At 69.2% G+C, this 22,208-nt stretch carries 24 protein-coding genes; 17 read left to right on the forward strand and 7 right to left on the reverse strand.

The genetic code is table 11. The annotated features are described in order from the left end of the window. Positions 1-66: 66 nt before the first annotated feature. Positions 67-621, forward strand: a complete 555-nt coding sequence (locus tag QFZ27_RS04965; RefSeq protein WP_429224983.1) for a hypothetical protein — start codon at positions 67-69, stop codon at positions 619-621. A gap of 340 nt (positions 622-961) precedes the next feature. On the opposite strand, the gene QFZ27_RS04970 is transcribed toward QFZ27_RS04965, so the two are convergent. Next, a complete protein-coding gene (locus QFZ27_RS04970; RefSeq protein ID WP_429224984.1) occupies positions 962-2,242 on the reverse strand; it encodes an MFS transporter in 1,281 nt (426 codons plus the stop codon). 178 nt (positions 2,243-2,420) lie between these two features. On the opposite strand from QFZ27_RS04970, the gene QFZ27_RS04975 reads away from it, so the two are divergent. The 8 genes from QFZ27_RS04975 to QFZ27_RS05010 all read left to right on the forward strand — a co-directional run bounded on the left by QFZ27_RS04975 (position 2,421) and on the right by QFZ27_RS05010 (position 8,373). After that, entirely contained in the window at positions 2,421-2,804 is a 384-nt protein-coding gene (locus tag QFZ27_RS04975) for an AtpZ/AtpI family protein (protein ID WP_429224985.1), read from the forward strand. Positions 2,805-2,807: 3 nt separating this feature from the next. Then, positions 2,808-3,530 carry a F0F1 ATP synthase subunit A gene (locus tag QFZ27_RS04980; RefSeq protein WP_429224986.1) on the forward strand — a complete coding sequence of 241 codons (723 nt, stop codon included), beginning with the start codon at positions 2,808-2,810 and terminating at the stop codon, positions 3,528-3,530. Positions 3,531-3,595: 65 nt separating this feature from the next. Further along, a complete protein-coding gene (locus QFZ27_RS04985) occupies positions 3,596-3,820 on the forward strand; it encodes a F0F1 ATP synthase subunit C (RefSeq protein WP_138885868.1) in 225 nt (74 codons plus the stop codon). Between the two features lie 68 nt (positions 3,821-3,888). After that, positions 3,889-4,380, forward strand: a complete 492-nt coding sequence (locus QFZ27_RS04990; RefSeq protein ID WP_429224987.1) for a F0F1 ATP synthase subunit B family protein — start codon at positions 3,889-3,891, stop codon at positions 4,378-4,380. Beyond that, complete coding sequence (locus tag QFZ27_RS04995; protein ID WP_429224988.1) at positions 4,377-4,994, forward strand: F0F1 ATP synthase subunit B family protein; 618 nt, start codon at positions 4,377-4,379, stop codon at positions 4,992-4,994. The genes QFZ27_RS04990 and QFZ27_RS04995 overlap by 4 nt, the downstream gene beginning before the upstream one ends. A 106-nt stretch (positions 4,995-5,100) precedes the next feature. Further along, positions 5,101-6,909 (forward strand): translation elongation factor 4, encoded by a 1,809-nt coding sequence (gene lepA, locus QFZ27_RS05000; RefSeq protein WP_429224989.1) that lies wholly within the window; start codon positions 5,101-5,103, stop codon positions 6,907-6,909. A gap of 87 nt (positions 6,910-6,996) precedes the next feature. After that, positions 6,997-7,308 carry a hypothetical protein gene (locus tag QFZ27_RS05005; RefSeq protein WP_429224990.1) on the forward strand — a complete coding sequence of 104 codons (312 nt, stop codon included), beginning with the start codon at positions 6,997-6,999 and terminating at the stop codon, positions 7,306-7,308. A gap of 90 nt (positions 7,309-7,398) precedes the next feature. Then, positions 7,399-8,373, forward strand: a complete 975-nt coding sequence (locus QFZ27_RS05010; protein WP_429224991.1) for an MBL fold metallo-hydrolase — start codon at positions 7,399-7,401, stop codon at positions 8,371-8,373. Positions 8,374-8,525: 152 nt separating this feature from the next. On the opposite strand, the gene QFZ27_RS05015 is transcribed toward QFZ27_RS05010, so the two are convergent. After that, entirely contained in the window at positions 8,526-8,861 is a 336-nt protein-coding gene (locus QFZ27_RS05015) for an ester cyclase (RefSeq protein WP_429224992.1), read from the reverse strand. Continuing rightward, positions 8,795-8,947 carry a hypothetical protein gene (locus QFZ27_RS05020; RefSeq protein ID WP_429224993.1) on the reverse strand — a complete coding sequence of 51 codons (153 nt, stop codon included), beginning with the start codon at positions 8,945-8,947 and terminating at the stop codon, positions 8,795-8,797. Before QFZ27_RS05020 ends, QFZ27_RS05015 begins: the two co-directional genes overlap by 67 nt. Before the next feature lie 222 nt (positions 8,948-9,169). On the opposite strand from QFZ27_RS05020, the gene QFZ27_RS05025 reads away from it, so the two are divergent. Beyond that, complete coding sequence (locus tag QFZ27_RS05025; RefSeq protein WP_429224994.1) at positions 9,170-10,594, forward strand: MFS transporter; 1,425 nt, start codon at positions 9,170-9,172, stop codon at positions 10,592-10,594. 4 nt (positions 10,595-10,598) lie between these two features. On the opposite strand, the gene QFZ27_RS05030 is transcribed toward QFZ27_RS05025, so the two are convergent. The 4 genes from QFZ27_RS05030 to QFZ27_RS05045 are packed head-to-tail and all read right to left on the reverse strand — an operon-like array spanning position 10,599 to position 14,389. Then, positions 10,599-11,669, reverse strand: coding sequence for a sulfate/molybdate ABC transporter ATP-binding protein (locus tag QFZ27_RS05030; RefSeq protein WP_429224995.1), 1,071 nt, complete (start codon positions 11,667-11,669; stop codon positions 10,599-10,601). Continuing rightward, positions 11,669-12,559 carry a sulfate ABC transporter permease subunit CysW gene (gene cysW, locus QFZ27_RS05035; protein ID WP_429224996.1) on the reverse strand — a complete coding sequence of 297 codons (891 nt, stop codon included), beginning with the start codon at positions 12,557-12,559 and terminating at the stop codon, positions 11,669-11,671. Before cysW ends, QFZ27_RS05030 begins: the two co-directional genes overlap by 1 nt. After that, positions 12,547-13,350: a sulfate ABC transporter permease subunit CysT gene (gene cysT, locus QFZ27_RS05040; protein WP_429224997.1), complete on the reverse strand. Its 804-nt coding sequence runs from the start codon at positions 13,348-13,350 to the stop codon at positions 12,547-12,549. The genes cysW and cysT overlap by 13 nt, the downstream gene beginning before the upstream one ends. 34 nt (positions 13,351-13,384) lie before the next feature. Beyond that, a complete protein-coding gene (locus tag QFZ27_RS05045; RefSeq protein WP_429224998.1) occupies positions 13,385-14,389 on the reverse strand; it encodes a sulfate ABC transporter substrate-binding protein in 1,005 nt (334 codons plus the stop codon). Positions 14,390-14,696: 307 nt separating this feature from the next. Between QFZ27_RS05045 and glpD the strand changes: the two genes are divergently transcribed. The 7 genes from glpD (at position 14,697) to QFZ27_RS05080 (ending at position 22,193) form a co-directional block, all read left to right on the forward strand. Then, complete coding sequence (glpD, locus tag QFZ27_RS05050) at positions 14,697-16,211, forward strand: glycerol-3-phosphate dehydrogenase (RefSeq protein ID WP_429224999.1); 1,515 nt, start codon at positions 14,697-14,699, stop codon at positions 16,209-16,211. Beyond that, positions 16,208-17,290: an ABC transporter ATP-binding protein gene (locus QFZ27_RS05055; protein ID WP_429225000.1), complete on the forward strand. Its 1,083-nt coding sequence runs from the start codon at positions 16,208-16,210 to the stop codon at positions 17,288-17,290. Before glpD ends, QFZ27_RS05055 begins: the two co-directional genes overlap by 4 nt. Positions 17,291-17,294: 4 nt before the next feature. Beyond that, positions 17,295-18,368 carry an ABC transporter ATP-binding protein gene (locus tag QFZ27_RS05060; protein ID WP_429225001.1) on the forward strand — a complete coding sequence of 358 codons (1,074 nt, stop codon included), beginning with the start codon at positions 17,295-17,297 and terminating at the stop codon, positions 18,366-18,368. Between the two features lie 2 nt (positions 18,369-18,370). Then, positions 18,371-19,243, forward strand: a complete 873-nt coding sequence (locus tag QFZ27_RS05065; protein WP_429225002.1) for a carbohydrate ABC transporter permease — start codon at positions 18,371-18,373, stop codon at positions 19,241-19,243. Continuing rightward, a complete protein-coding gene (locus tag QFZ27_RS05070; RefSeq protein ID WP_429225003.1) occupies positions 19,240-20,043 on the forward strand; it encodes a carbohydrate ABC transporter permease in 804 nt (267 codons plus the stop codon). The genes QFZ27_RS05065 and QFZ27_RS05070 overlap by 4 nt, the downstream gene beginning before the upstream one ends. A gap of 10 nt (positions 20,044-20,053) precedes the next feature. Beyond that, on the forward strand, positions 20,054-20,332 hold the full coding sequence (locus QFZ27_RS05075) for a DUF2160 domain-containing protein (RefSeq protein WP_429225004.1): 279 nt from the start codon (positions 20,054-20,056) through the stop codon (positions 20,330-20,332). A 163-nt stretch (positions 20,333-20,495) separates the two neighbouring features. After that, complete coding sequence (locus QFZ27_RS05080) at positions 20,496-22,193, forward strand: ABC transporter substrate-binding protein (RefSeq protein WP_429232417.1); 1,698 nt, start codon at positions 20,496-20,498, stop codon at positions 22,191-22,193. The last annotated feature ends 15 nt before the right edge of the window (positions 22,194-22,208 follow it).

A 22,208-nucleotide genomic window follows, 5' to 3' on the forward strand; every position in this document is an offset into this window, starting at 1 on the left:
GCGCAGACCGCTCCGAACTCGGAAGCCCCGTCCGCTTCGGCGGAAGCGGGGGAGTCGGATCTGCACGTGCTGGCGGAGCTGGTCGAGATCCAGATGTCGATCGCCCGGGCGACGCAGCAGGAGGCGCTGCAGGCGCCGCAGCCCGGCGTGGATTACTGCCAGCGGATCGCCACGGTCGCGCGCTCGGTGCGGCTGACCCTGCTGCTCAAGGGCAAGCTGTCCCAGGAGCACAAGGAGAAGCGCAAGGCCGAGGCGAAGCGCGAGGCGGCGCAGGAGGATTTTCACGACCTGCGGGTGAAGCTGGCGATGCTGGCGGCCGCTTACGAGGTGTCGAAGGACAATGAGGAGATCGCCCGCCGCGTCGCCGAGATGCGCGAGCGGCTGGAGCGGCCGGAGGTGGTGGAGCTGATCGAAGCCAGCCGGGCTCCGGTCGCAGTGGCGGCCTTGTGCCGGCGCTGGGGCTTGCCGGTGCGGGTGGAGCGCTGGCTGGAGATGGCCGACGAGGCCATGGAGCAGCTGGGCTTCATCCCGTCGAAGGATGGCGAGGACGATCCGCCTGCGGACCCGCCCAAGCCTCGCCCGACCTCCGGCCGCAAGCCCAGGCCGCCGGACACCGGGTAGGCTCCTGCGAACTCACCCACTTCACCAACCTTCAGCATCCGCAAGCGCAGCCTTCTACCCTCCCTCCCTTGCGGGAGGGGGTTGGGGGAGGGGTCTGCGCGCGTCCGCGCGCGAATGCGCGGAGGAGGGGTCTCGGCCTCGTGGCCCAAGCGTCAGAGTTCAGGCCGGCCTGATGGCGAGAACCCCCTCCCCCTGCCCCCTCCCGCGAGGGGAGGGGGAGAGTAGAAGGGACGGGTCGGCTCGAACGGCGGTATCCTGAAGAGGTCCCGCCCTCCGGGTGAGGGCCCTTTGTCGAGGCCGGCCCCAGGCCTCCCAGCCCCCGCCCGGATGCCCTGACGATCTACCGCGCCGGCACGTCCTCGCAGTCGTCGTAGCCCGGCTCGCACTCCACCTCGTCCTCGGGCCGGATGCGGGGGTCCAGCTCGGCCGGGGCAGGGCTCGATCCGGCGGCCAGGCCGACGAACTGCTCGGCCTCCGCGGCGGCGACCCGGCCGCGGCAGGCCATGCGCCACAGCACGAAGCCGGCGAAGGCCCCGACCAGCACCGCGACATAGACGAACAGGGCGTCCGGCCCGAACCGGTCCATCGCCACGGTCGCCGCCAGCGGCCCGGCGGAGGAGCCGATCGACCACAGGATCAGGAGCGTCCCGGCCAGCGGCACATAGTCCTGCGGCTTGGCGTGGTCGTTGGCATGGGCCACCGACAGCGGGTAGATCGCCTCGGCCATGCCGCCCCACAGCGCGAACAGCGCGACCAGCATGCCGAAGCTGCCGGCGGCGACGCTGCCGACCGCGGCGACGACGGTGCACAGGGCCGCGCCCAGGATTACCCAGCGCCGGTCGATCCGGTCGGACAGCCAGCCCAGCGGCCACTGGCACAGCAGGCCGCCGATCTGGGTCGCGGCCATCAGCGTCGCGATCTCGGCGGTGGAGAAGCCGCGCTGCACGCCCCAGACCGGCGCCACACCCTGCAGCGTCGCCGCCACCAGCCCGACCACGACGCAGCCGACCGCGCCGACCGGCGAGTTGCGATAGGCCTTGCCCAGGATCGGCCGGATCCGGTGCGGCACGCTGGGGTGGCGCGACCGGGTCAGCGTCACCGGGATCAGCGCCAAAGTGAAGGCGGCCGAGGCCAGCACGAAGGGCAGCACGTCGCTGGTGTCGACCACGGTCAGCAGGAGCTGGCCGGCGCCGAGCGCCAGCATGATGACGATGACGTAGCTGGTCAGGATGCGGCCGCGCAGATGCCGCGGCGTCAGCTCGTTCAGCCAGCTCTCGGCCACCATGAACAGCCCGGCCGAGCAGAAGCCCATGGCCAGCCGCAGCAGCACCCAGCCGGGCAGGCCGATGGTCCAGGGCAGCGCCAGCCCGGCCAGGCAGGAGGCGGCGGCGAAGGCGGAGAAGGCGCGGATATGGCCAACCAGCCGGATCAGCCGGCCGACCACCAGGCAGCCGGCCAGGAAGCCGACGGCGCTGGCGGCGACCACCAGCCCGACCCGGTCGGCGGACAGCCCGGCCTCGGTCAGCCGGATCGGCACCAGGATGGCGAAGACGCCCTGGCCGAGCGAGACGATGGTGATGCCGGCGAGGATCGCCGCGACGGCCAGGAGCGGGCTGAGCATGACCGAGACTAGCCCGCCGGAGCGGGCCGCCGCCAGCGCCGGCGGTGCCGATCGGGACGCGGGGCTGGACGCCGGGCGCGAATGCCGCGGCGGCGGCCGGTTTTGTCGCCTTGACGGGACCCCGGGGCGTCACTAAGGTGCGCGCCGCTTGAGGTGGGGGTGGCCGCCGCCCGAAAGGGTGTCCGACAACGTGACTCAGAACGACCAGAACCCGCTGCCGCCTTCGGATTTCGACCGTCGCCTGCGAGAGGCGAAGGCGAAGCTGCCGGGGGCGGGGCGCGCGGCGAAGGGCGGAGATGATGGGCGCGATGTCGGCCGTGCTGGCATGGCCGCCGGCTTTCGCATCGCGGTCGAGCTGCTCGCCGCGATCGTGGTCGGTGCCGGAATCGGCTGGGGTCTCGACCGATGGCTCGGTACACGGCCCTGGTTGTTGATTCTGTTCTTCATCCTGGGTGCGGTGGCCGGCTTGATGAATGTCTACCGGACCGGCATGGAGCTGGACCGGGCGGCGAAGGCGAAGCGGGCTGCCGATCAGGCGGAGCGAAACCGGGGCGGGAGATAAGGCGTGGCATCGCCAACCGAGCAATTCCAGATCGAAAAGATCCTCCACGTCGACATCGGCGGCCTGGATCTCTCCTTCACCAATTCGTCGCTGTACATGGTGATCGCCGCGGTCGTCGCGTCGGCGGTCCTGTTCCTCGGCGGCAGCCGCCGGGCCCTGGTGCCGGGCCGGCTGCAATCCTTCGCCGAGATGTTGTACGAGCTTGTCGCCAACATGATACGCGACAATGCCGGCAAGGAAGGGTTGAAGTACTTCCCCTTCATCTTCACGCTGTTCATCTTCATCCTGTTCGGCAACGTGATCGGGATCATTCCCGGCACCTTCACCTTCACCAGCCACATCATCGTCACCTTCGCCCTGGCCTTCGTGGTCTTCCTGGGCGTGACGGTGATCGGCTTCGCGCGGCACGGCGCCGGCTACCTGCGGATGTTCTTCCCGCATGGCGCGCCCCTGTGGACCGCGGTGATCCTGGTGCCGGTCGAGCTGATCTCCTACCTGTCGCGGCCGATCAGCCTCTCCGTCCGTCTGTTCGCCAACATGACGGTCGGCCACGTGCTGCTGAAGGTCATCGGCGGCTTCGTCATCGCGCTCGGCGTCGGCGGCGTCATCCCCTTCGCCTTCCTGATCCCGCTGACGATGCTCGAGCTCTTCATCGCCGTGCTGCAGGCGTACATCTTCGCCATTCTCAGCTGCGTCTACCTGCACGACGCGCTGCACCTCCACTGACGGATCGCTGCCCGCGAACCGTTCCGGTCCCAACCATCCAGACCCCATCCACGAAGGAAGAGAAAATGGAAGTCGAAGCTGCAAAGTTCATCGGCGCGGGCCTCGCTGCGATCGGCATGATCGGCGCCGGCATCGGCGTGGGCAACGTGTGGGCCAGCTACATCGGCGCGCTCGCCCGCAACCCGGCGGCCAAGGAAGAGATCGGCGCCAGCATCTGGATCGGCTTCGCCGTGACGGAAGCCATCGCGCTGTTCGCGCTGATCGTCGCGCTGATCGCGCTGTTCGCCTGACGATCTCGCTGCCTAACGTCATGGGCCGGCCGCAGCCCTAGCGGCCTGGCCCGGCAGGGGGGAGTCGGATGCCACAGTTCAATCCCGAGTGGTTTGCGTCGCAGCTGTTCTGGCTCGCGATCGTCTTCATCGCTCTGTACTGGCTCTTGTCACGGCGGCTGCTGCCGCGGCTGGCGGAGACCATCGACCAGCGCGCCGCGAAGATCGCCGGCGATCTGGAGCGGGCCGAGGCTGCGCGCGGCGAGACCGAGGCGGTGGCCAAGACCTATGAGGCCGCGCTGGCCAAGGCCCGCGGCGAGGCCCAGGCTGCCGTCGCGGCCGCGAATCAGCAGATCGCGGAGCTGACGGCGCGCCGCCAGGCCGCCTTCGCCGCCGAGCTCGCGGCGCGGACCGCCGAGGCCGAGGCCCGGATCGGCAAGATCCGCGCCGACCTCAAGGCCGACGCCCGCGACATCGCTGCCGAGGTGGCCGGCGTGCTGGCCGCCAAGCTGACCGGCACGGCACCGGACCAGGCCGCGGTGACCGCCGCGGTCGACGGTGCGCTGGGAGGGGCCCGATGAGCGTTCTCGACACCATCGCGAACCAGCTCTTCATCGGCACCGCCCACGCCGCCCAGGACACGGTCCAGGCCGACGCGGCGCACACCGAGGCCAACCTCGAGCATATCGAGCATGCCGAGGCTGACACCCACGGCTCGGTCGAGCTGGTGCTGGCTGCGGCGCTGCTCATCCTTCTGGTGCTGCTGGCGGTCAAGGCCCGCGGCGCCATCCTCGGCGTGCTGGACAAACGCACCGACCGGATCCGCGAGGATCTGGCCGAGGCGGAGCGGCTGCGCAGCGAAGCCGAAGGCCATCTCGCCCAGGCCCAGGCGCGCGAGCGTGAGGCCGTGGCCGAGGCCGCGGCGATCATCGAGCGCGCCAAGCACGATGCCCAGCGCCATCGCGAGAAGGCGGCGGTGGACATCGAGGAGGCGATGAAGCGGCGCGAGGCCATGGCGCTCGAGCGCATCGCCCAGGCCGAGGCCCAGGCGCTGGCCGAGGTGCGGTCGACTGCCGTCAATGTCGCCGTCTCGGCGGCCCGCGAGTTGGTCGGCCGGCAGATCGCCGCCGACCCGGCCAAGGGCTCGGCGCTGCTCGACGCGGCGATCGCGGATCTCGGCGGCAAGCTGCACTGATCCCTATTGTATCACCGACACGGACGGGCCCGGTTTCGACCGGGCCCTTTCGCTTTGGGCCCGGTGCCCTTATGGTCCGGGCCGATCACGTCTCCAGGCGCACCCGATGAGCTCTCCCCAGGACCATATCCGCAACTTCTCGATCATCGCCCATATCGACCATGGCAAATCGACCCTGGCGGATCGGCTGATCGAGCGCTGCGGCGGCATCGAGCTGCGCGAGATGAAGGCGCAGCTGCTGGATTCGATGGATATCGAGCGCGAGCGCGGCATCACCATCAAGGCGCAGACCGTGCGCCTGGGCTACACCGCCAAGAACGGCGAGGCCTATCAGCTGAACCTGATGGACACGCCCGGCCATGTCGACTTCGCCTATGAGGTCAGCCGGTCGCTCGCCGCCTGCGAGGGCTCGCTGCTGATCGTCGACGCCTCGCAGGGTGTCGAGGCGCAGACCCTGGCCAATGTCTACCAGGCGATCGACGCCAATCACGAGGTCGTCCCGGTCCTCAACAAGATCGACCTGCCGGCGGCGGAGCCGGAGCGCATCCGTCAGCAGATCGAGGACGTGATCGGCATCGACGCGTCGGACGCCGTGCTGATCTCGGCCAAGACCGGCATCGGCATCGACGACGTGCTGGAGGCGATCGTCCACCGCCTGCCGGCGCCGAAGCAGGCCGACCCCGAGGCGCCGCTGAAGGCGCTGCTGATCGACAGCTGGTACGACCCCTATCTCGGCGTCGTCATCCTGGTGCGGGTGGTCGAGGGCACGCTGAAGGTCGGCCAGAAGGTGCGCTTCATGGCGACCGGTGCGGCGCGCGAGTTGGACCGCGTCGGCTATTTCACGCCCAAGGCGGTGCAGGTGCGCGAGCTCGGCCCCGGCGAGGTCGGCTTCATCACCGCCGGCATCAAGGAGATCGCCGAGACCAAGGTCGGCGACACCATCACAGAGGACCGCCGCCCGGCCGCGAAGCCGCTGCCGGGCTTCAAGCCCTCGGTCCCGGTGGTCTGGTGCGGCCTGTTCCCGACCGACGCCAACGACTTCGAGCGGCTGCGCGATTCCTTGGGCAAGCTGGCCCTGAACGACGCCAGCTTCCATTTCGAGGCCGAGACCTCGGCGGCGCTGGGCTTCGGCTTCCGCTGCGGCTTTCTGGGCCTGCTGCACCTGGAGATCATCCAGGAGCGGCTGGAGCGCGAATTCGACCTCGACCTGATCACCACGGCGCCGTCGGTGGTCTACAAGCTGCTCATGACCGACGGGTCGGTCATGGACCTGCACAACCCGTCCGACATGCCGGACGTGATGAAGATCGACCGAATCGACGAGCCCTGGATCAAGGCCACGATCATGCTGCCGGACGAGTATCTCGGCGGCATCCTGCAGCTGTGCACCGAGCGGCGCGGCGAGCAGGTCGAGCTGACCTATGTCGGCGGCCGGGCCATGCTGGTCTATCGCCTGCCGCTGAACGAGGTGGTGTTCGACTTCTACGACCGGCTGAAGTCGATCAGCCGCGGCTATGCCAGCTTCGACTACCAGATCGACAGCTATCGCGAGGGCGACCTGGTGAAGCTGTCGATCCTGGTCAACCAGGAGCCGGTCGACGCCCTGGCGATGATCGTGCACCGCAGCCAGGCCGACCGCCGCGGCCGCCATTTGTGCGAGCGGCTGAAGGACCTGATCCCGAAGCAGCTGTTCAAGATCGCCATCCAGGCGGCGATCGGCGGCAAGGTGATCGCCCGCGAATCGCTGGCGGCGCTGCGCAAGGACGTGCTGGCCAAATGCTATGGCGGCGACATCAGCCGCAAGCGCAAGCTGCTGGACAAGCAGAAGGAAGGCAAGAAGCGGATGCGCCAGTTCGGCGAGGTCGAAATCCCGCAGAGCGCCTTCATCGCCGCCCTGAAGATGGGCGACCAGTAAGGGCCGGACACGGAACCGTTCTGCCGCCCCGCTGTTGCATTCAGGCATCCCTCGCGATGCGCACCGCAACTCCGGGAGGGGCCCGCCATGGCGACCGAGATCGAGCCGGTGATCGTCTATGAGGAGGACGGGCAGCAGAAGCTGTTCAGCCGCGCCGACGCGCTGGTGGACTGGCTCGGCTCCCTGTTCCAGACCGTCTCCGACGACCGCAGCCTCGAACATGAACGGGCCGGGATGAAGCGCGAGGAGCTGCTCGGCGAGATCGACGCGCTGCTGGCCGCCCTCAAGGGCGACATCGCCGCCGGCAAGCCGCGGATCAGCCCGGCGAGACGGACCGAGGCCGCCGGCCTGGTCGCCGCCTTCCGCACCGTGCATCCGCCGACCGGCAAGCTCCCCTGATTCGTCGCCAATTCGTTTCCGCTGCGTTCGTGCTGCGTTTCGGTTAGCCTCTCCGGGTCCGGTCCAACCCGACTCACCCGGAGACCTGCCATGCCGCTCGACCGCCGCCGTTTCCTGGCCTCGGCCCTCGCCGCCCCGGCCGTGGTGCCGCTGCTCAGTGCCCTGCCGCGTCCCGCTCTGGCCCGGGCCGTTCCGCCCGCCGGACCGGTCGCCGGCCTGTACCGTTTCAAGGTCGGCACCTTCGAGGTGACCAGCATCAATGACGGGATGATGAACCTCGCGCTCGACCAGTTCCCCGCCGCCGACCGCACCGGGGCCGAGGCGCTGCTGCAGCGCGCCTTCCAAGCGCCCGCGGCCATCCCGACCGCGGTCAACGCCTATCTGGTCAACACCGGCGACCGGCTGGTGCTGATCGACACCGGCACTGCCACGGCGATGGGGCCGTCGCTGGGCAAGGTCGGCGCCAATCTCAAGGCCGCCGGAATCGATCCCGCCGATGTCGACCTGGTGGTGCTGACCCATATGCATCCGGACCACGCCAACGGCCTGGTCGACCCCGCCGGAGCCGCCGTCTTCGGCAAGGCCCAGCTGGCGGTGGCGGAGGCGGAATACGGCTTCTGGACCGATGACGGTATCCTGTCCCAGGCGCCGGCCGGGGTGCAGCCCTTCTTCCACATGGCCCGGGCGGCGGTGAAGCCTTATGCCGGGCCGGACCGCCTGACCCGTTTCGGCAAGGAGGCCGAGATCGTGCCCGGCATCCGCGTCCTGGCCGCGCCGGGCCACACCCCGGGCCACAGCATGGTCGAGGTGACGTCCGGCAGCGACCGGCTGCTGATCTGGGGCGACATCGTGCACGCCGCCTCGCTGCAATTCGCCAAGCCGGACTGGGCGATCAATTTCGACGTCGACCAGCAGGTCGCGATCGCCAGCCGCAAGCGGGTGCTGGACCAGGTCGCGGCCGACCGGGTGCTGATCGCCGGCGCCCATCTGGCCTTCCCCGGCATCGGCCATGTCGGCCGGGCCGGCGAAGGCTATGAGTTCGTGCCCGCTTTCTGGCAGTCCTGAGGGATTATACCGGCGGCCTTTGAGATCGACTCTTCCGCCCCTTCCTCGTCATGGCGAGGAGCGAAGCGACGTGGCCATCCAGGCGCCGGTTCCGCTGGATGGCCATGCCCTTCGGGGCTCGCCATGACGGGTCATACTTCGGCCCGCTGGCATTAGCGCATTGCCGCCGGATCCAGCTCGCGCGGGACGTGGCCCAGCTGCTGCAGCAGGCCGAGCTTGTCCCAGGCATCCCAGATCCGCGTCGCCTGGCCGTCCTCGATATGGGCGATCGACAGGCCGCCGATTTCGACCGGCAGCGGTCCGGCCGGGCCGGCCGCGGAGCCCCGCGTCCGCCAGCGCAGCGCCACCCGGTCGTCGGCGGCCAGCACCTCCTCGACCATGAAGGCGATGCCGGGATCGCATGCTGCAGCTTGGCGACGAGCTACTTCATCTCCGCCCGCGACCGGCCGGTGCCGCTGTGCAGGTCGGTCGCGGCGCAGCCTTCGCACAGGATCTCGTCCGCCACCTCCAGCCGCCGCTCGTTCCAGACCTCCTGAAACCAGCGGCGGACCAGCATCTCGTTCGGATGCATCATGGCCTCCCCGGAATCCATCCCGCCGCCAGTGTAGCGCCGGCGGGGCCTGGCCGGCCCGGCGGTTCCGGCAGGGCCCGGCCGGGCAGCCCGCCGAGGTCATGGCTGCGGCCGATTGCTCCGTCCCGGCTGATACGCCGTCACGGCATTGGTCGCCGCCGCCCTTGGCCGCGATGATGCGCCCGCCGGAGGGAGCCGATCCGGAAAGGTGCCGACATGGATATGATGACGACGAAGCCCGCGCGCGCGGCGCCGGTGGTGCATCCGGACGGGCTGCCGGTGCCGCGCCGCTATGGCGCGATGCTGACCATGTCGATCGCCATCGCCGTGTCGGTGCTGGACATCGCCATCGCCAACACCGCGCTGCCGACCATCGCCGCCGACCTGCAGGCCAGCCCGGCGGCCTCGGTCTGGGTGGTCAACGCCTACCAGCTGGCGCTGGTGATCTCGCTGCTGCCGCTGGCGGCGCTGGGCGAGATCATCGGCTACCGCACCATCTATATCGGCGGACTGGTGCTGTTCACCGTCGCCTCGGTGGTTTGCGCCATGGCCTGGTCGCTGCCCAGCCTGACGGCGGCGCGGGTGCTGCAGGGCTTCGGCGCCAGCGGCATCATGAGCGTGAACGCGGCGCTGATCCGCTTCATCTACCCGACCCGGCTGCTGGGCCGCGGCATCGGCTTCAACACCTTGATCGTCGCCATCTTCTCCGCCCTCGGCCCGACGGTCGCGGCCGGCATCCTGGCCGTCGCCTCCTGGCAATGGCTGTTCGCGATCAACCTGCCGCTCGGCCTGATCGCCCTGGTGGTTGCGGTGCCGTCCCTGCCGCACACCGCACGCTCGGGCCATCGCTTCGACGCGGTCAGCGCGCTGCTGAACGCCGGCGCCTTCGGCCTGCTGATCATCGCCATCGGCGAGGCCGCGCATCAGGCCTCGGTGCTGGAGGTCGGGCTGGAGCTCGCCGCCGCCCTGGCCTTCGGCTGGCTGCTGCTGTGCCGCCAGGCCAGGCATCCGGCGCCGATGCTGCCGCTCGACCTGTTCCGGCGGCCGATCTTCGCCCTGTCGGCGCTGACCGCCGCCTGCTCCTTCGCCACCCAGGGCCTGGCCTTCGTCGCCCTGCCCTTCTACTTCCAGACCGTGCTCGGCCGCAGCGAGGTCGAGACCGGCCTGCTGATGACGCCCTGGCCGCTGGTGGTGGCGGTGATGGCGCCGATCGCCGGCCGGCTGTCGGACCGCTACTCCGCCGGCAGCCTGGGCGGCATCGGCCTGGCCATCCTGTGCGCCGGCATGGCGCTGCTGGCCCTGCTGCCGCCGGACCCGAGCGTGCCGGACATCTGCTGGCGCATGGCGCTGTGCGGCTGGGGCTTCGGCTTCTTCCAGGCGCCGAACCAGAAGGCGCTGCTGGCCTCGGCCCCGCCGCACCGCGCTGGCGGTGCCAGCGGCATCGTCGCCCAGGCCCGCCTGCTGGGCCAGACCGTCGGCGCCGCGCTGGTGGCGCTGTGCTTCAGCCTGGCCGGCGCGGGCGGGCCCGTGCTGGGCCTCGCGATCGGCGCCGGCTTCGCCGGCCTGGCCAGCATCGCCAGCTTCCTGCGCCTGATGCATGACGATCCCAGCCGCCGGCCGCAGCGGGTCGACTCCGTGGATTTCGACTGAGGCCCTACTGCTCCGCCGCGAAGACGAAGGGCGGCGGCAGGCGCAGCGTCACCGAATCGCCGATCGACAGCGCCGGCAGGTCCGGACTGTAGCGGTCGGCCTCGATCCGGATCGGGTTCGGGGACAGCGGCGTCTCCGCCTCCACCGTCACCGTGGTGGCGCTGTGCAGCACCCGCCGGGCGGTGCCGGGCACCAGCCCGTCTCCCGTCGTGCCGCCCGGCAGCAGCCGGATGGCGCGCGGCCGGATGTCGGCGATCGCTCGGCTGCCGATCGCGAGGCCCCGCGTATCGCCCGGCAGGCGCAGGCCCGTGACCTCGACCACATTCGGCTCCACCACCGTGCAGGGCAACCGGTTGACGTCGCCGAGGAAGCTGGAGACGAAGGCGGTGGCCGGGGCGTCGACCAGCGCGGCCGGATTTCCCTGCTGCTCGATCCGCCCGTCGCGCAGCACCACCACCTGGTCGGCCAGCTCCAGCGCCTCCTCCTGGTCATGGGTGACGAACAGGCTGGTCAGGCCGGTGCGGTCGTGCAGCTCGCGCAGCCACACCCGCAGCTCCTTTCGCACCTTGGCGTCGAGCGCGCCGAACGGCTCGTCCAGCAGCAGCAGCTTGGGCTCGATCGCCAGCGCCCGGGCCAGGGCGACTCGCTGGCGCTGCCCGCCCGACAGCTGGCGCGGATAGCGCCGCCCGAGGCCGGGCAGCTGCACCAGCTCCAGCAGCTCCTCGACCCTTCGCGCGATCTCGGCCTTCGGCGGGCGGGTGGCGCCGGGCCGCACCTGCAGGCCGAAGGCGATGTTGCCGAACACGGTCATGTGCCGGAACAGGGCATAGTGCTGGAATACGAAGCCGATGCGGCGCTGGCGCGGCTTGACCGCGGCGATGTCGGCGCCGTCGACCAGGATCTGCCCGGCATCGGCGCGCTCCAGCCCGGCCACGATGCGCAGCAGCGTGGTCTTGCCCGAGCCGGACGGGCCGAGCAGGGCGACGAAGGCGCGGTCCGGCACCTCCAGCTCGATGCCGTTGAGCGCATAGACCGGGCCGAAGCGCTTGGTCAGGCCTTGGATGGCGATCGGCATCAGCTCTCCGCGGAGTCGAAGCGGTCCGACCGGAACCGCCATTCGAGCAGGGTCTTCAGCACCAGCGTCACCAAAGCGAGGCCGGCGAGCAGCGAGGCGACGGCGAAGGCGCCGACGAAATTATACTCGTTGTAGAGGATCTCGACCTGCAGCGGCATGGTGTTGGTCTGGCCGCGGATATGGCCGGAGACGACCGAGACGGCGCCGAACTCGCCCATCGCCCGGGCGTTGCACAGCAGCACGCCATACAGCAGCGCCCATTTGACGTTGGGCAGGGTGACCCGGAAGAAGGTCTGCCAGCCGCTGGCGCCCAGCAGCACGGCCGCCTCCTCCTCGTCGGTGCCCTGCTCCTGCATCAGCGGGATCAGCTCGCGCGCCACGAAGGGCAGGGTGACGAAGATGGTGGCGATGACCAGGCCGGTGACGGTGAAGATCACCCGGATGCCGTGCGCCTCCAGGAACGGCCCGAACCAGCCATTCGCCCCGAACAGCAGCACGTAGATCAGGCCGGAGATCACCGGCGAGACCGAGAAGGGCAGGTCGACGAAGGTGGTCAGCAGGCTCTTGCCCGGGAACTCGAACTTGGCGATCGCCCAGGCGGTGGCCAGGCCGAACACGGTGTTCAGCGGCACGGCGATGGCGGCGACGGTCAGGGTCAGTCGGATCGCCGCCAGCGAATCGTCGCTGCCGATGCCCTCGAGATAGGCGTCGATGCCCTTGCGCATCGCCTCGGTCAGCACCACGGCCAGGGGCAGCACCAGGAACACGCCGAGGAAGATCACGGCGATGGCGATCAGGACCAGGCGGATGCCGAACGGCTCCTCCCAAGGCCTCTCGGCGGGCTTCAGCCGGGTGCGCGCGGCCGCCAGCGTGCGGGTCAGTCCGCCCATTTGCGGCTCCAGCGCTGCAGCAGGTTGACGACCAGGATGATGACGAAGGAAGCGGCCAGCATCACCGCGCCGATCGTGGCGGCGCCGGCATAGTCGTACTCCTCCAGCCGGATCACGATCAGCAGCGGCGCGATCTCCGACACGCCGGGGATGTTGCCGGCGATGAAGATGACCGAGCCGTATTCGCCGACCGCGCGGGCGAAGGCCAGGATGAAGCCGGTCAGGATCGCCGGCGACAGCAGCGGCAGCACCACCCGCCACACCACCTGCCAGCGCCGGGCGCCGAGGGTGGCGGCCGCCTCCTCGATCTCGCGGTCGAGGTCCTCCAGCACCGGCTCCACCGTCCGCACCACGAAGGGCAGGCCGATGAACACGAGCGCGATGAAGATCCCGGGCGGGCCGAAGGCGGCCTTTATGCCGACCTGCATCAAGGGTCCGCCGAGCCAGCCCTTGGGCGAGTACAGCGCGGCGAGCGCGATGCCCGCCACCGCCGTCGGCAGGGCGAAGGGCAGGTCGATCAGCGCGTTCATCAAGGGCCGGCCCCAGAAGCGGTAGCGCGTCACCACCCAGGCGACCAGGGTGCCGAACACGACATTCACCGCCGCCGCCGCCAGCGCCAGGCCGAAGCTGACCTTGAGCGCCGCCAGGGTGCGTTCCGAGGTCACCACCCGCCAGACGCCCTCGACCCCGAGCTCCCAGGGCCGGATGACCAGCGCCGCCAGCGGCAGCAGAACCAGGAGCGCGAGATAGGCGAGGGAGAAGCCCAGGGTCAGCCCGAATCCCGGCAGCACGCCGACATGGCGCGCTGCCGGTAGAGGGGTGTCCCTAGCCCTTTCGGTAGATCTGATCGAAGGTGCCGCCATCCGAGAAGTGTGCCTGTTGGGCCTTCTGCCAGCCACCGAAGAGATCATCGATGGTGAACAGGTTGATGGCCGGGAAGCTGTCCTTGTACTTCGCCGCCACGTCAGGCGACCGCGGCCGGTAGAAATTCTTGGCCGCCAGCTCCTGCCCTTCGGGCGAGTACAGGAATTCGAGATAGGCCTGGGCCACGGCGCGGGTGCCACGGGCGTCGACCACCTTGTCGACCACCGCGACCGTGGGCTCGGCCAGGATCGAGACCGACGGCACGACGATGTCGAACTCGTCCGGCCCCAGCTCCTTCACCGCCAGGAAGGCCTCGTTCTCCCAGGCGATCAGCACGTCGCCGATGCCGCGCTGGACGAAGGTGGTGGTCGAGCCACGGGCGCCGGTGTCCAGCACCGGGACATTGGCGAAGATCTTCCGCACGAAGTCCTGGGCCGTCTGGTCGGTGCCGCCGGGCTGCTTCAGGGCGTAGCCCCAGGCGGCGAGGTAGTTCCAGCGCGCCCCGCCCGACGTCTTCGGGTTCGGGGTGATCACCTGGACGCCTTCCTTGGCCAGGTCGGGCCAGTCCTTGATCCCCAGCGGGTTGCCCTTGCGCACCAGGAACACGATGGTCGAGGTGTAGGGCGCGCTGTTGTCCGGCAGCCGCGTCTGCCAGGCTTTGTCGATCAGCCCCTTGTTGGCGATCGCGTCGACGTCGTAGGCCAGCGCCAGGGTGACGACGTCGGCCTGCAGCCCGTCGATCACCGAGCGCGCCTGGGCGCCGGAGCCGCTATGCGAGGCCTCGATGGTGAGAGTGTCGCCGGACTTCGCCTTCCACTGCTCGGCAAAGGCGGCGTTGACCTGCTTGTACAGCTCGCGCGTCGGGTCGTAGGAGACGTTGAGCAGCTTGATGTCGGCCGCATGCGCCGTGGCCGCAGCCAGCGCGATGGCCGCCGCGGCCAGCAGCCGAGTGGTCATGAACCGCATGACTCGACCTCCGATGTTCGGTTGGTTGGTGTGTGGCGGCGTCGGGGACAGTAAGGCGGGGAACCGCGACGAACGCAATCTCTATTTCACATAAAATTCCATCGATCTGCCTCTTATTTCACACATGCAAAATAGACAATCGAACAGGTGTTTGCCTTCGCTTTCGCACATGCGAACGCGACGTGCGATAAATTCCTGCGCATCCGCCACGAATTCCGATTGCATCGCAACGATCGCCGATGCAGATTTTCGTTTGCGAATATCAGAAGCGGCGCAGCTGCAAACAAAGGCAGGAAATGTGGCTGAGGTGCTGTACGACCTCCTGGTCATCGGCGGCGGCGTCAACGGCGTGGGCATCGCCCGCGATGCGGCCGGGCGCGGCCTGTCCGTCCTGCTGTGCGAGAAGGCCGACCTGGCCGGGGCCACCTCCTCGGCCTCGACCAAGCTGATCCATGGCGGGCTGCGCTATCTCGAATATTACGAGTTCCGCCTGGTCCGCGAGGCGCTGATGGAACGCGAGGTGCTGCTGCGGGCGGCGCCGCACATCATCTGGCCGCTGCGATTCGTGCTGCCGCATGACCGGTCGATGCGGCCGGCCTGGATGGTCCGGCTCGGGCTGTTCCTGTACGATCATCTCGGCGGCCGCAAGAAGCTGCCGGCCAGCCACGGCCTGAAGCTGCGCGGCGGCGCCATCGGCCGGGTGCTGCGGCCGCATCTGACGCGCGGTTTCGAATATTCCGACTGCTGGGTCGACGACGCCCGCATGGTGACGCTGGCGGCGCTGGACGCGAAGGAGCGCGGCGCCGAGATCCTGACCCGCACCGAATGCGTCGCGGCGAAGCGCGAGGACGGCCGCTGGACCGCGACGCTGCGCAGCGCCGAGGGCGGCGAGCGGCAGGTCGCGGCCCGCGGCCTGGTCAATGCCGGCGGCCCCTGGGTCAAGCATGTGCTGAACGACACGGTCGGCCTGCCCGGCGCGTCCAGCGTGCGGCTGGTCAAGGGCAGCCACATCGTGGTGCCGCGGCTGTATGACGGGCCCGAGGCCTTCATCCTGCAGAATGCCGACCGGCGCATCGTCTTCGTCATCCCTTATGAAGGGAAGTTCTCGCTGATCGGCACCACCGACCTCGACTACCAGGGCGACCCGGCCGGCGTCGGCATCACGCCGGAGGAGACGGCCTATCTGTGCGAGGCGGTCGGCCGCTGCTTCACCGCCGGCCCGACGCCGGACGACGTGGTCTGGAGCTATGCCGGCGTGCGGCCGCTCTATGACGACGGTTCCTCCAGCGCCTCCGAGGCGACGCGCGACTATGTGCTGGAGCTGGACGCGCCGGAGGGCCAGGCGCCGGCCCTGTCGGTGTTCGGCGGCAAGATCACCACCTTCCGCCGCCTGTCCGAGCACGCGCTGGAGAAGCTGGCGCCGGTGCTGGGCATCAAGGGGGCGTCCTGGACCGCGGCGGCGCCGCTGCCCGGCGGCGACATCGCGGATGCCGATTTCGAGGGCTTCCTGGCCAAGCTGCGCGCCGCCCGGCCCTGGCTGCCGGAGCCGCTGGCCCGCCGCCTGGCCCGCGCTTACGGCACCAGGGTCGACCGGCTGCTGGGATCGGCCGAGAGCCTGGAAGATCTCGGCCGCGACTTCGGCGCCGGGCTGACCGAGGCCGAGTTGGATTATCTGGTCGACCAGGAATGGGCGCGCACCGCCGCCGACGTGCTGTGGCGCCGGTCCAAGCTGGGGCTGCACATACCGGCCGAAGCGCATGGCTTGATCGACGACTGGCTCAGGGCGCGCAACTCCCGTACCGAGGAAAGGGCCGCGTCGTGACGCTCGTTCTCGAAAGCGTGACCCGGGAGGTCGGGGCGGAGACCCATATCCATCCGCTCGACCTGGCACTGGAGCCCGGCACGCTGACCGTGCTGCTGGGCCGCACCCAGGCCGGCAAGACCACGCTGATGCGGCTGATGGCGGGGCTGGAGCGGCCGGGCCGCGGCCGCGTCCTGGTCGACGGCCGCGACGTCACCGGCACCTCGGTGCGGAACCGCGACGTCGCCATGGTCTACCAGCAGTTCATCAACTACCCGTCGAAGACGGTCTACGACAACATCGCCTCGCCGCTGCGCCTCAAGGGTCTCGGCCGGGCCGAGATCGACCGCCGGGTGCGCGAGACCGCGGCGATGCTGCGGATCGACCGGTTCCTGACCCGCCTGCCGGGCGAGCTGTCGGGCGGCCAGCAGCAGCGCACCGCAATCGCCCGTGCCCTGGTCAAGGACGCCGGCCTGCTGCTGCTGGACGAGCCGCTGGTCAATCTCGACTACAAGCTGCGCGAGGAGCTGCGGGCCGAACTGTCGGAGATCTTCCGCCGCGGCAAGGCGATCGTGGTCTACGCCACCACCGAGCCGGCCGAGGCGCTGATCCTGGGCGGCCGCACCGCGGTGCTGGACGAGGGCCGGCTGCTGCAGATCGGGCCGACGGTCGAGGTGTTCCAGCACCCGGCCTCGACCAGGGTGGCCGAGGTGTTCAGCGACCCGCCGATGAACATCGGCCCGGCCGAGGTCGCGGATGGCGCCCTGCGCCTGGCCGACGGCGTCGCCGTGCCGCTGGCCGGGCACCTGGCCGGGCTGGCGGCAGGGCCCTGCACCGTCGGCGTGCGGCCGGGCCATCTCCGCCTCGGCGCCGGCGGCCCGGGCGAGGCTTCGGTGACCACCCGGGTCGAGCTGGCCGAGATCAGCGGCTCCGAGACCTATGTCCATTTCCATTTTGGCGACCGGCCCTGGGTGGCGCAGCAGACCGGGGTGCACAAGCACCCGCTGGGCGAGCCGCTGACGGTCGCGATCGATCCCGCCCGGATCTACGTCTTCGACCCGGCCGGGCGGCTCGCCGCCGCCCCTGCCCGGATCAGGTGACAGCATGGCCCGCATCGACCTCAAGGCCCTGGCGCACAGCTACAAGCCGAACCCGACGGATCCGGCGGATTATGCGCTGCGGCCGATGGACATGGTCTGGCAGAGCGGCCGCGCCTATGCCCTGCTCGGCCCGTCCGGCTGCGGCAAGACCACCCTGCTGAACATCATCTCCGGCCTGGTGACGCCGAGCCAGGGCCAGATCCTGTTCGACGGCCGCGACGTCACCAAGGCGTCGCCGGAGCAGCGCAACATCGCCCAGGTGTTCCAGTTCCCGGTGGTCTACGACACCATGACGGTGGCCGAGAACCTGGCCTTCCCGCTGCGCAACCGCAAGCTGCCGAAGCCGGAGATCGACGCCCGCGTCGCCGAGGTCGCCGAGATGCTGGAGCTGACGCCGGTGCTGAAGCGCCGCGCCCGCGGCCTGGACGCCGACGAGAAGCAGAAGATCTCGCTCGGCCGCGGCCTGGTGCGCAAGGACGTCGCCGCCATCCTGTTCGACGAGCCGCTGACCGTCATCGACCCGCATCTGAAATGGCAGCTCCGGCGCAAGCTGAAGGAGGTGCACGAGCAGGTGCGGACCAGCCTGATCTACGTCACCCACGACCAGCTCGAGGCGCTGACCTTCGCCGACGAGGTGATCGTGATGTATGACGGCCAGGTGGTGCAGCTGGGCACCCCGCAGGCGCTGTTCGAGCGGCCGGCCCACACCTTCGTCGGCTACTTCATCGGCAGCCCCGGCATCAACCTGCTGCCCTGCACCGTCGATCAGGGCGCGGCGGTGGTCGACGGTGCCCGCATCCCGCTGTCGAATTCGGCGCTCGCCGGGATCGAACAGGCCACCGGCAAGCTCGAGCTCGGCATCCGGCCGGAGTTCCTGGAGATCGCCGACAGCGGCATCCCGGCTACGGTGACCGCGGTCGAGGACCTCGGCACCCATCTGATCGTCACGCTCCGGCTCGGCACTGCCTCGGTGAAGGCCAAGGTGGGCGAAGGCCGCGGTGTCCCGGCCGACGCCGCGTATCTGCGCTTCCCGCCGGAGCGCACCCTTCTCTATGCCGACGGCAGGCTGGTGGGCTGATCATGGACAAGACCCCGAACAACGCCGCCTGGTTCCTGGTCGTCCCGGTCGTGCTGCTGGTCGCGTTCAGCGCCATCATCCCGCTGATGACGGTCGTGAACTATTCGGTGCAGGACATCTTCGGCCCCGGCCAGGGCGTCTTCGTCGGCACCGAGTGGTTCGAGCAGGTGCTGCAGGACGACCGGCTGCAGGCGGCGCTGGGCCGGCAGCTGATCTTCAGCTTCTGCGTGCTGCTGATCGAGATCCCGCTCGGCGTGCTGGTGGCGCTGTGCATGCCGGCGCGCGGCTGGACCGTCTCGGTCACCCTGGTCGTGCTGGCGCTGCCGCTGCTGATTCCCTGGAACGTGGTCGGCACCATCTGGCAGATCTTCGCCCGGCCCGACATCGGCCTGGCCGGCGTGCTGATCAACCGCCTCGGCCTCGACTACAACTACACCGGCGACCCGTTCGACGCCTGGATCACGGTGCTGGTGATGGACATCTGGCACTGGACCTCGCTGGTCGCCCTGCTCGGCTATGCCGGCCTGCGCTCGATCCCGGACGCCTTCTACCAGGCGGCGCGGATCGACGGTGCCTCGCGCTGGGCGGTGTTCCGCTACATCCAGCTGCCGAAAATGATGGGCGTTCTGCTGATCGCGGTGCTGCTGCGCTTCATGGACAGCTTCATGATCTACACCGAGCCCTTCGTCCTGACCGGCGGCGGGCCCGGCAACGCCACCACCTTCCTGAGCCAGGAGCTGACCAAGATGGCGGTCGGCCAGTTCGACCTCGGCCCGGCGGCGGCGTTCTCGATCATCTACTTCCTGATCATCCTCTTGTTCTCCTGGCTGTTCTACACGGTCATCACCAATCTCGGGAAAGGCGACGCGTCATGAGCCCGCGCACCCGCGCCGTCATCCTGATCCTGTACATGCTGTTCCTGCTGCTGCCGATCTACTGGCTGGTCAGCATGTCGCTGAAGGAGAACCAGGAGATCTTGTCCGGCTTCACCCTGTTCCCGCACAAGGTGACCGTCGCCAACTATGCCAGGATCCTGACCGATCCGTCCTGGTACTGGGGTTACCTCAACTCGATCAGCTACGTGCTGATGAACATGGTGCTCTCGGTGCTGGTGGCGCTGCCGGCTGCCTATGCCTTCAGCCGGTACCGCTTCCTCGGCGACACCCACATGTTCTTCTGGCTGCTGTCGAACCGGATGTCGCCGCCGGCGGTGTTCCTGCTGCCCTTCTTCCAGCTCTATTCCGCGATCGGCCTGACCGACACGACCTACGCCGTCGCCCTGGCGCACTGCCTGTTCAACGTGCCGCTGGCGGTGTGGATCCTGGAAGGCTTCATGTCCGGCGTGCCGAAGGAGATCGACGAGACCGCCTATATCGACGGCTACTCCTTCCCGCGCTTCTTCCTGACCATCTTCATGCCGCTGATCCGCGGCGGCATCGGCGTCACCGCCTTCTTCTGCTTCATGTTCTCCTGGGTCGAGCTGCTGCTGGCGCGGACCCTGACCTCGGTCAACGCCAAGCCGATCGCCGCCACCATGACCCGCACGGTCAGCGCATCCGGCATGGACTGGTCGCTGCTGGCCGCCGCCGGCGTGCTGACCATCGTGCCCGGCGCGATCGTGATCTGGTTCGTCCGCAACTACATCGCCAAGGGCTTCGCCCTGGGCCGGGTGTGAGGAGGCCGCCATGACCCTCGACTGGATGGTGTGGACGCCGCCGACGGCCTGGTTCTTCGTCGGCATTGCGGCGCTGCTCATAGCCATGACGGCATGGCAGCTGGCCTCGCCCTCGGTGCCCCGGCGGGGCCTGCTGCCGTTGACGACCACTCGCGGCGACCGGCTGTTCATCGGCCTGCTCGGTGCCGCCTACATTCATCTCGCCTGGGTCGGGCTGGCCTCGGGCAGTCTCTGGTACGGCTTCGCGATCGCCGTCGCTTGGATGATCGCGGTGATGCGGTTCGGATGATTTTGTCCGGACCTGCCCCGGCCTCCGGGGCAGGAAGTGCTGGTTTCAACAGACGTAGAGACGGGGAGAGATCATGACCAAGATGCTGCACGGGCCGGGCGGGTTCCCGGTCCATCGCCGTGACCTGCTGCGCGGCGCCTCCGCGCTCGGCGCCGCCATCGCCATGCCGGGCTTTGCTCGCCGGGCCTTTGCCCAGGGCGCCGAACAGCTGACGGCCAACGCCAAGAAGTGGATCGACACCGAGTTCCAGCCTTCGACGCTGTCCAAGGACGAGCAGTTGAAGGAGATGGAGTTCTTCATCAAGGCGGCCGAGCCGTTCCGCGGCATGGACATCAACGTGGTGTCGGAGACGATCACCACCCATGAGTACGAGTCGAAGACGCTGGCCCGCGCCTTCTCCGAGATCACCGGCATCAACCTGAAGCACGACCTGATTCAGGAAGGCGACGTGATCGAGAAGCTGCAGACCCAGATGCAGTCCGGCCAGAACATCTATGACGCGTATGTCAACGACAGCGACCTGATCGGCACGCATTTCCGCTACGGCCAGGCCGTGCCGCTGTCCGACTTCATGGCCGGCGACGGCAAGGATTTCACCCTGCCGACGCTCGACGTCGACGACTTCATGGGCAAGAGCTTCACCACCGGTCCGGACGGCAAGCTCTATCAGATCCCGGACCAGCAGTTCGCGAACCTGTACTGGTTCCGCTACGACTGGTTCACCGACCCGAAGCTGCAGGAGCAGTTCAAGGCCGCATATGGCTACGACCTGGGCGTGCCGGTGAACTGGTCGGCCTACGAGGACATCGCCGACTTCTTCACCAACAAGGTGAAGGAGATCAACGGCGTCCGCGTCTGGGGCCATATGGACTACGGCAAGAAGGACCCGTCGCTGGGCTGGCGCTTCACCGACGCCTGGCTGTCGATGGCCGGCGCCGGCGACAAGGGCATCCCGAACGGCCTGCCGGTCGACGAATGGGGCATCCGGGTCGAAGGCTGCCGCCCGGCCGGCTCCAGCGTCACCCGCGGCGGCGACACCAACGGCCCGGCCGCGGTGTACGCCTTGAGCAAGTACATCGAGTGGCTGAAGGCGTACGCCCCGCCCGAGGCGGCCGGCATGACCTTCTCCGAGGCCGGTCCGGTGCCGGGCCAGGGCAACATCGCCCAGCAGATCTTCTGGTACACCGCCTTCACCGCCGACCTGTCCAAGCCCGGCCTGCCGGTGGTGAACGAGGACGGCACGCCGAAATGGCGCATGGCGCCCTCGCCGCATGGCCCGTACTGGGAAGAGGGGATGAAGCTGGGCTACCAGGATTGCGGCTCCTGGACCCTGATGAAGAGCACGCCGAAGGAGCGGCAGCAGGCGGCCTGGCTGTACGCCCAGTTCTGCATCTGCAAATCGACCTCGCTGAAGAAGCTGCAGGTCGGCCTGACCCCGATCCGCGACAGCGACATCCGCTCCAAGGCGATGGACGAGATGGCGCCGAAGCTGGGCGGGCTGGTCGAGTTCTACCGCAGTCCCGCGCGGGTGGCGTGGACGCCCACCGGCACCAACGTTCCCGACTATCCCCGGCTGGCGCAGCTGTGGTGGCAGAACGTGGCCGAGGCGGTGACCGGCGAGGTCACGCCGCAGCAGGCCATGGACAACCTGGCCAAGCAGCAGGACCAGGTGCTGGCGCGGCTGGAGCGGGCCGGCAATCTCGGCGATTGCGGGCCGAAGCTGAACGAGGAGAAGACCGCCCAGGAGTGGTTCGACGCGCCCGGCGCGCCGAAGCCGAAGCTGGAGAACGAAAAGGAGAAGGGCCAGACCGTGGCCTATGACAGCCTGCTGCAGGCCTGGAAGGAAGGGAAGGTGCGGTAAGGGACCGTTCCCCTG

It is taken from the genome of Inquilinus ginsengisoli, assembly GCF_050434925.1.
GTDB classification, from domain to species: Bacteria; Pseudomonadota; Alphaproteobacteria; order DSM-16000; family Inquilinaceae; genus Inquilinus; species Inquilinus ginsengisoli_B.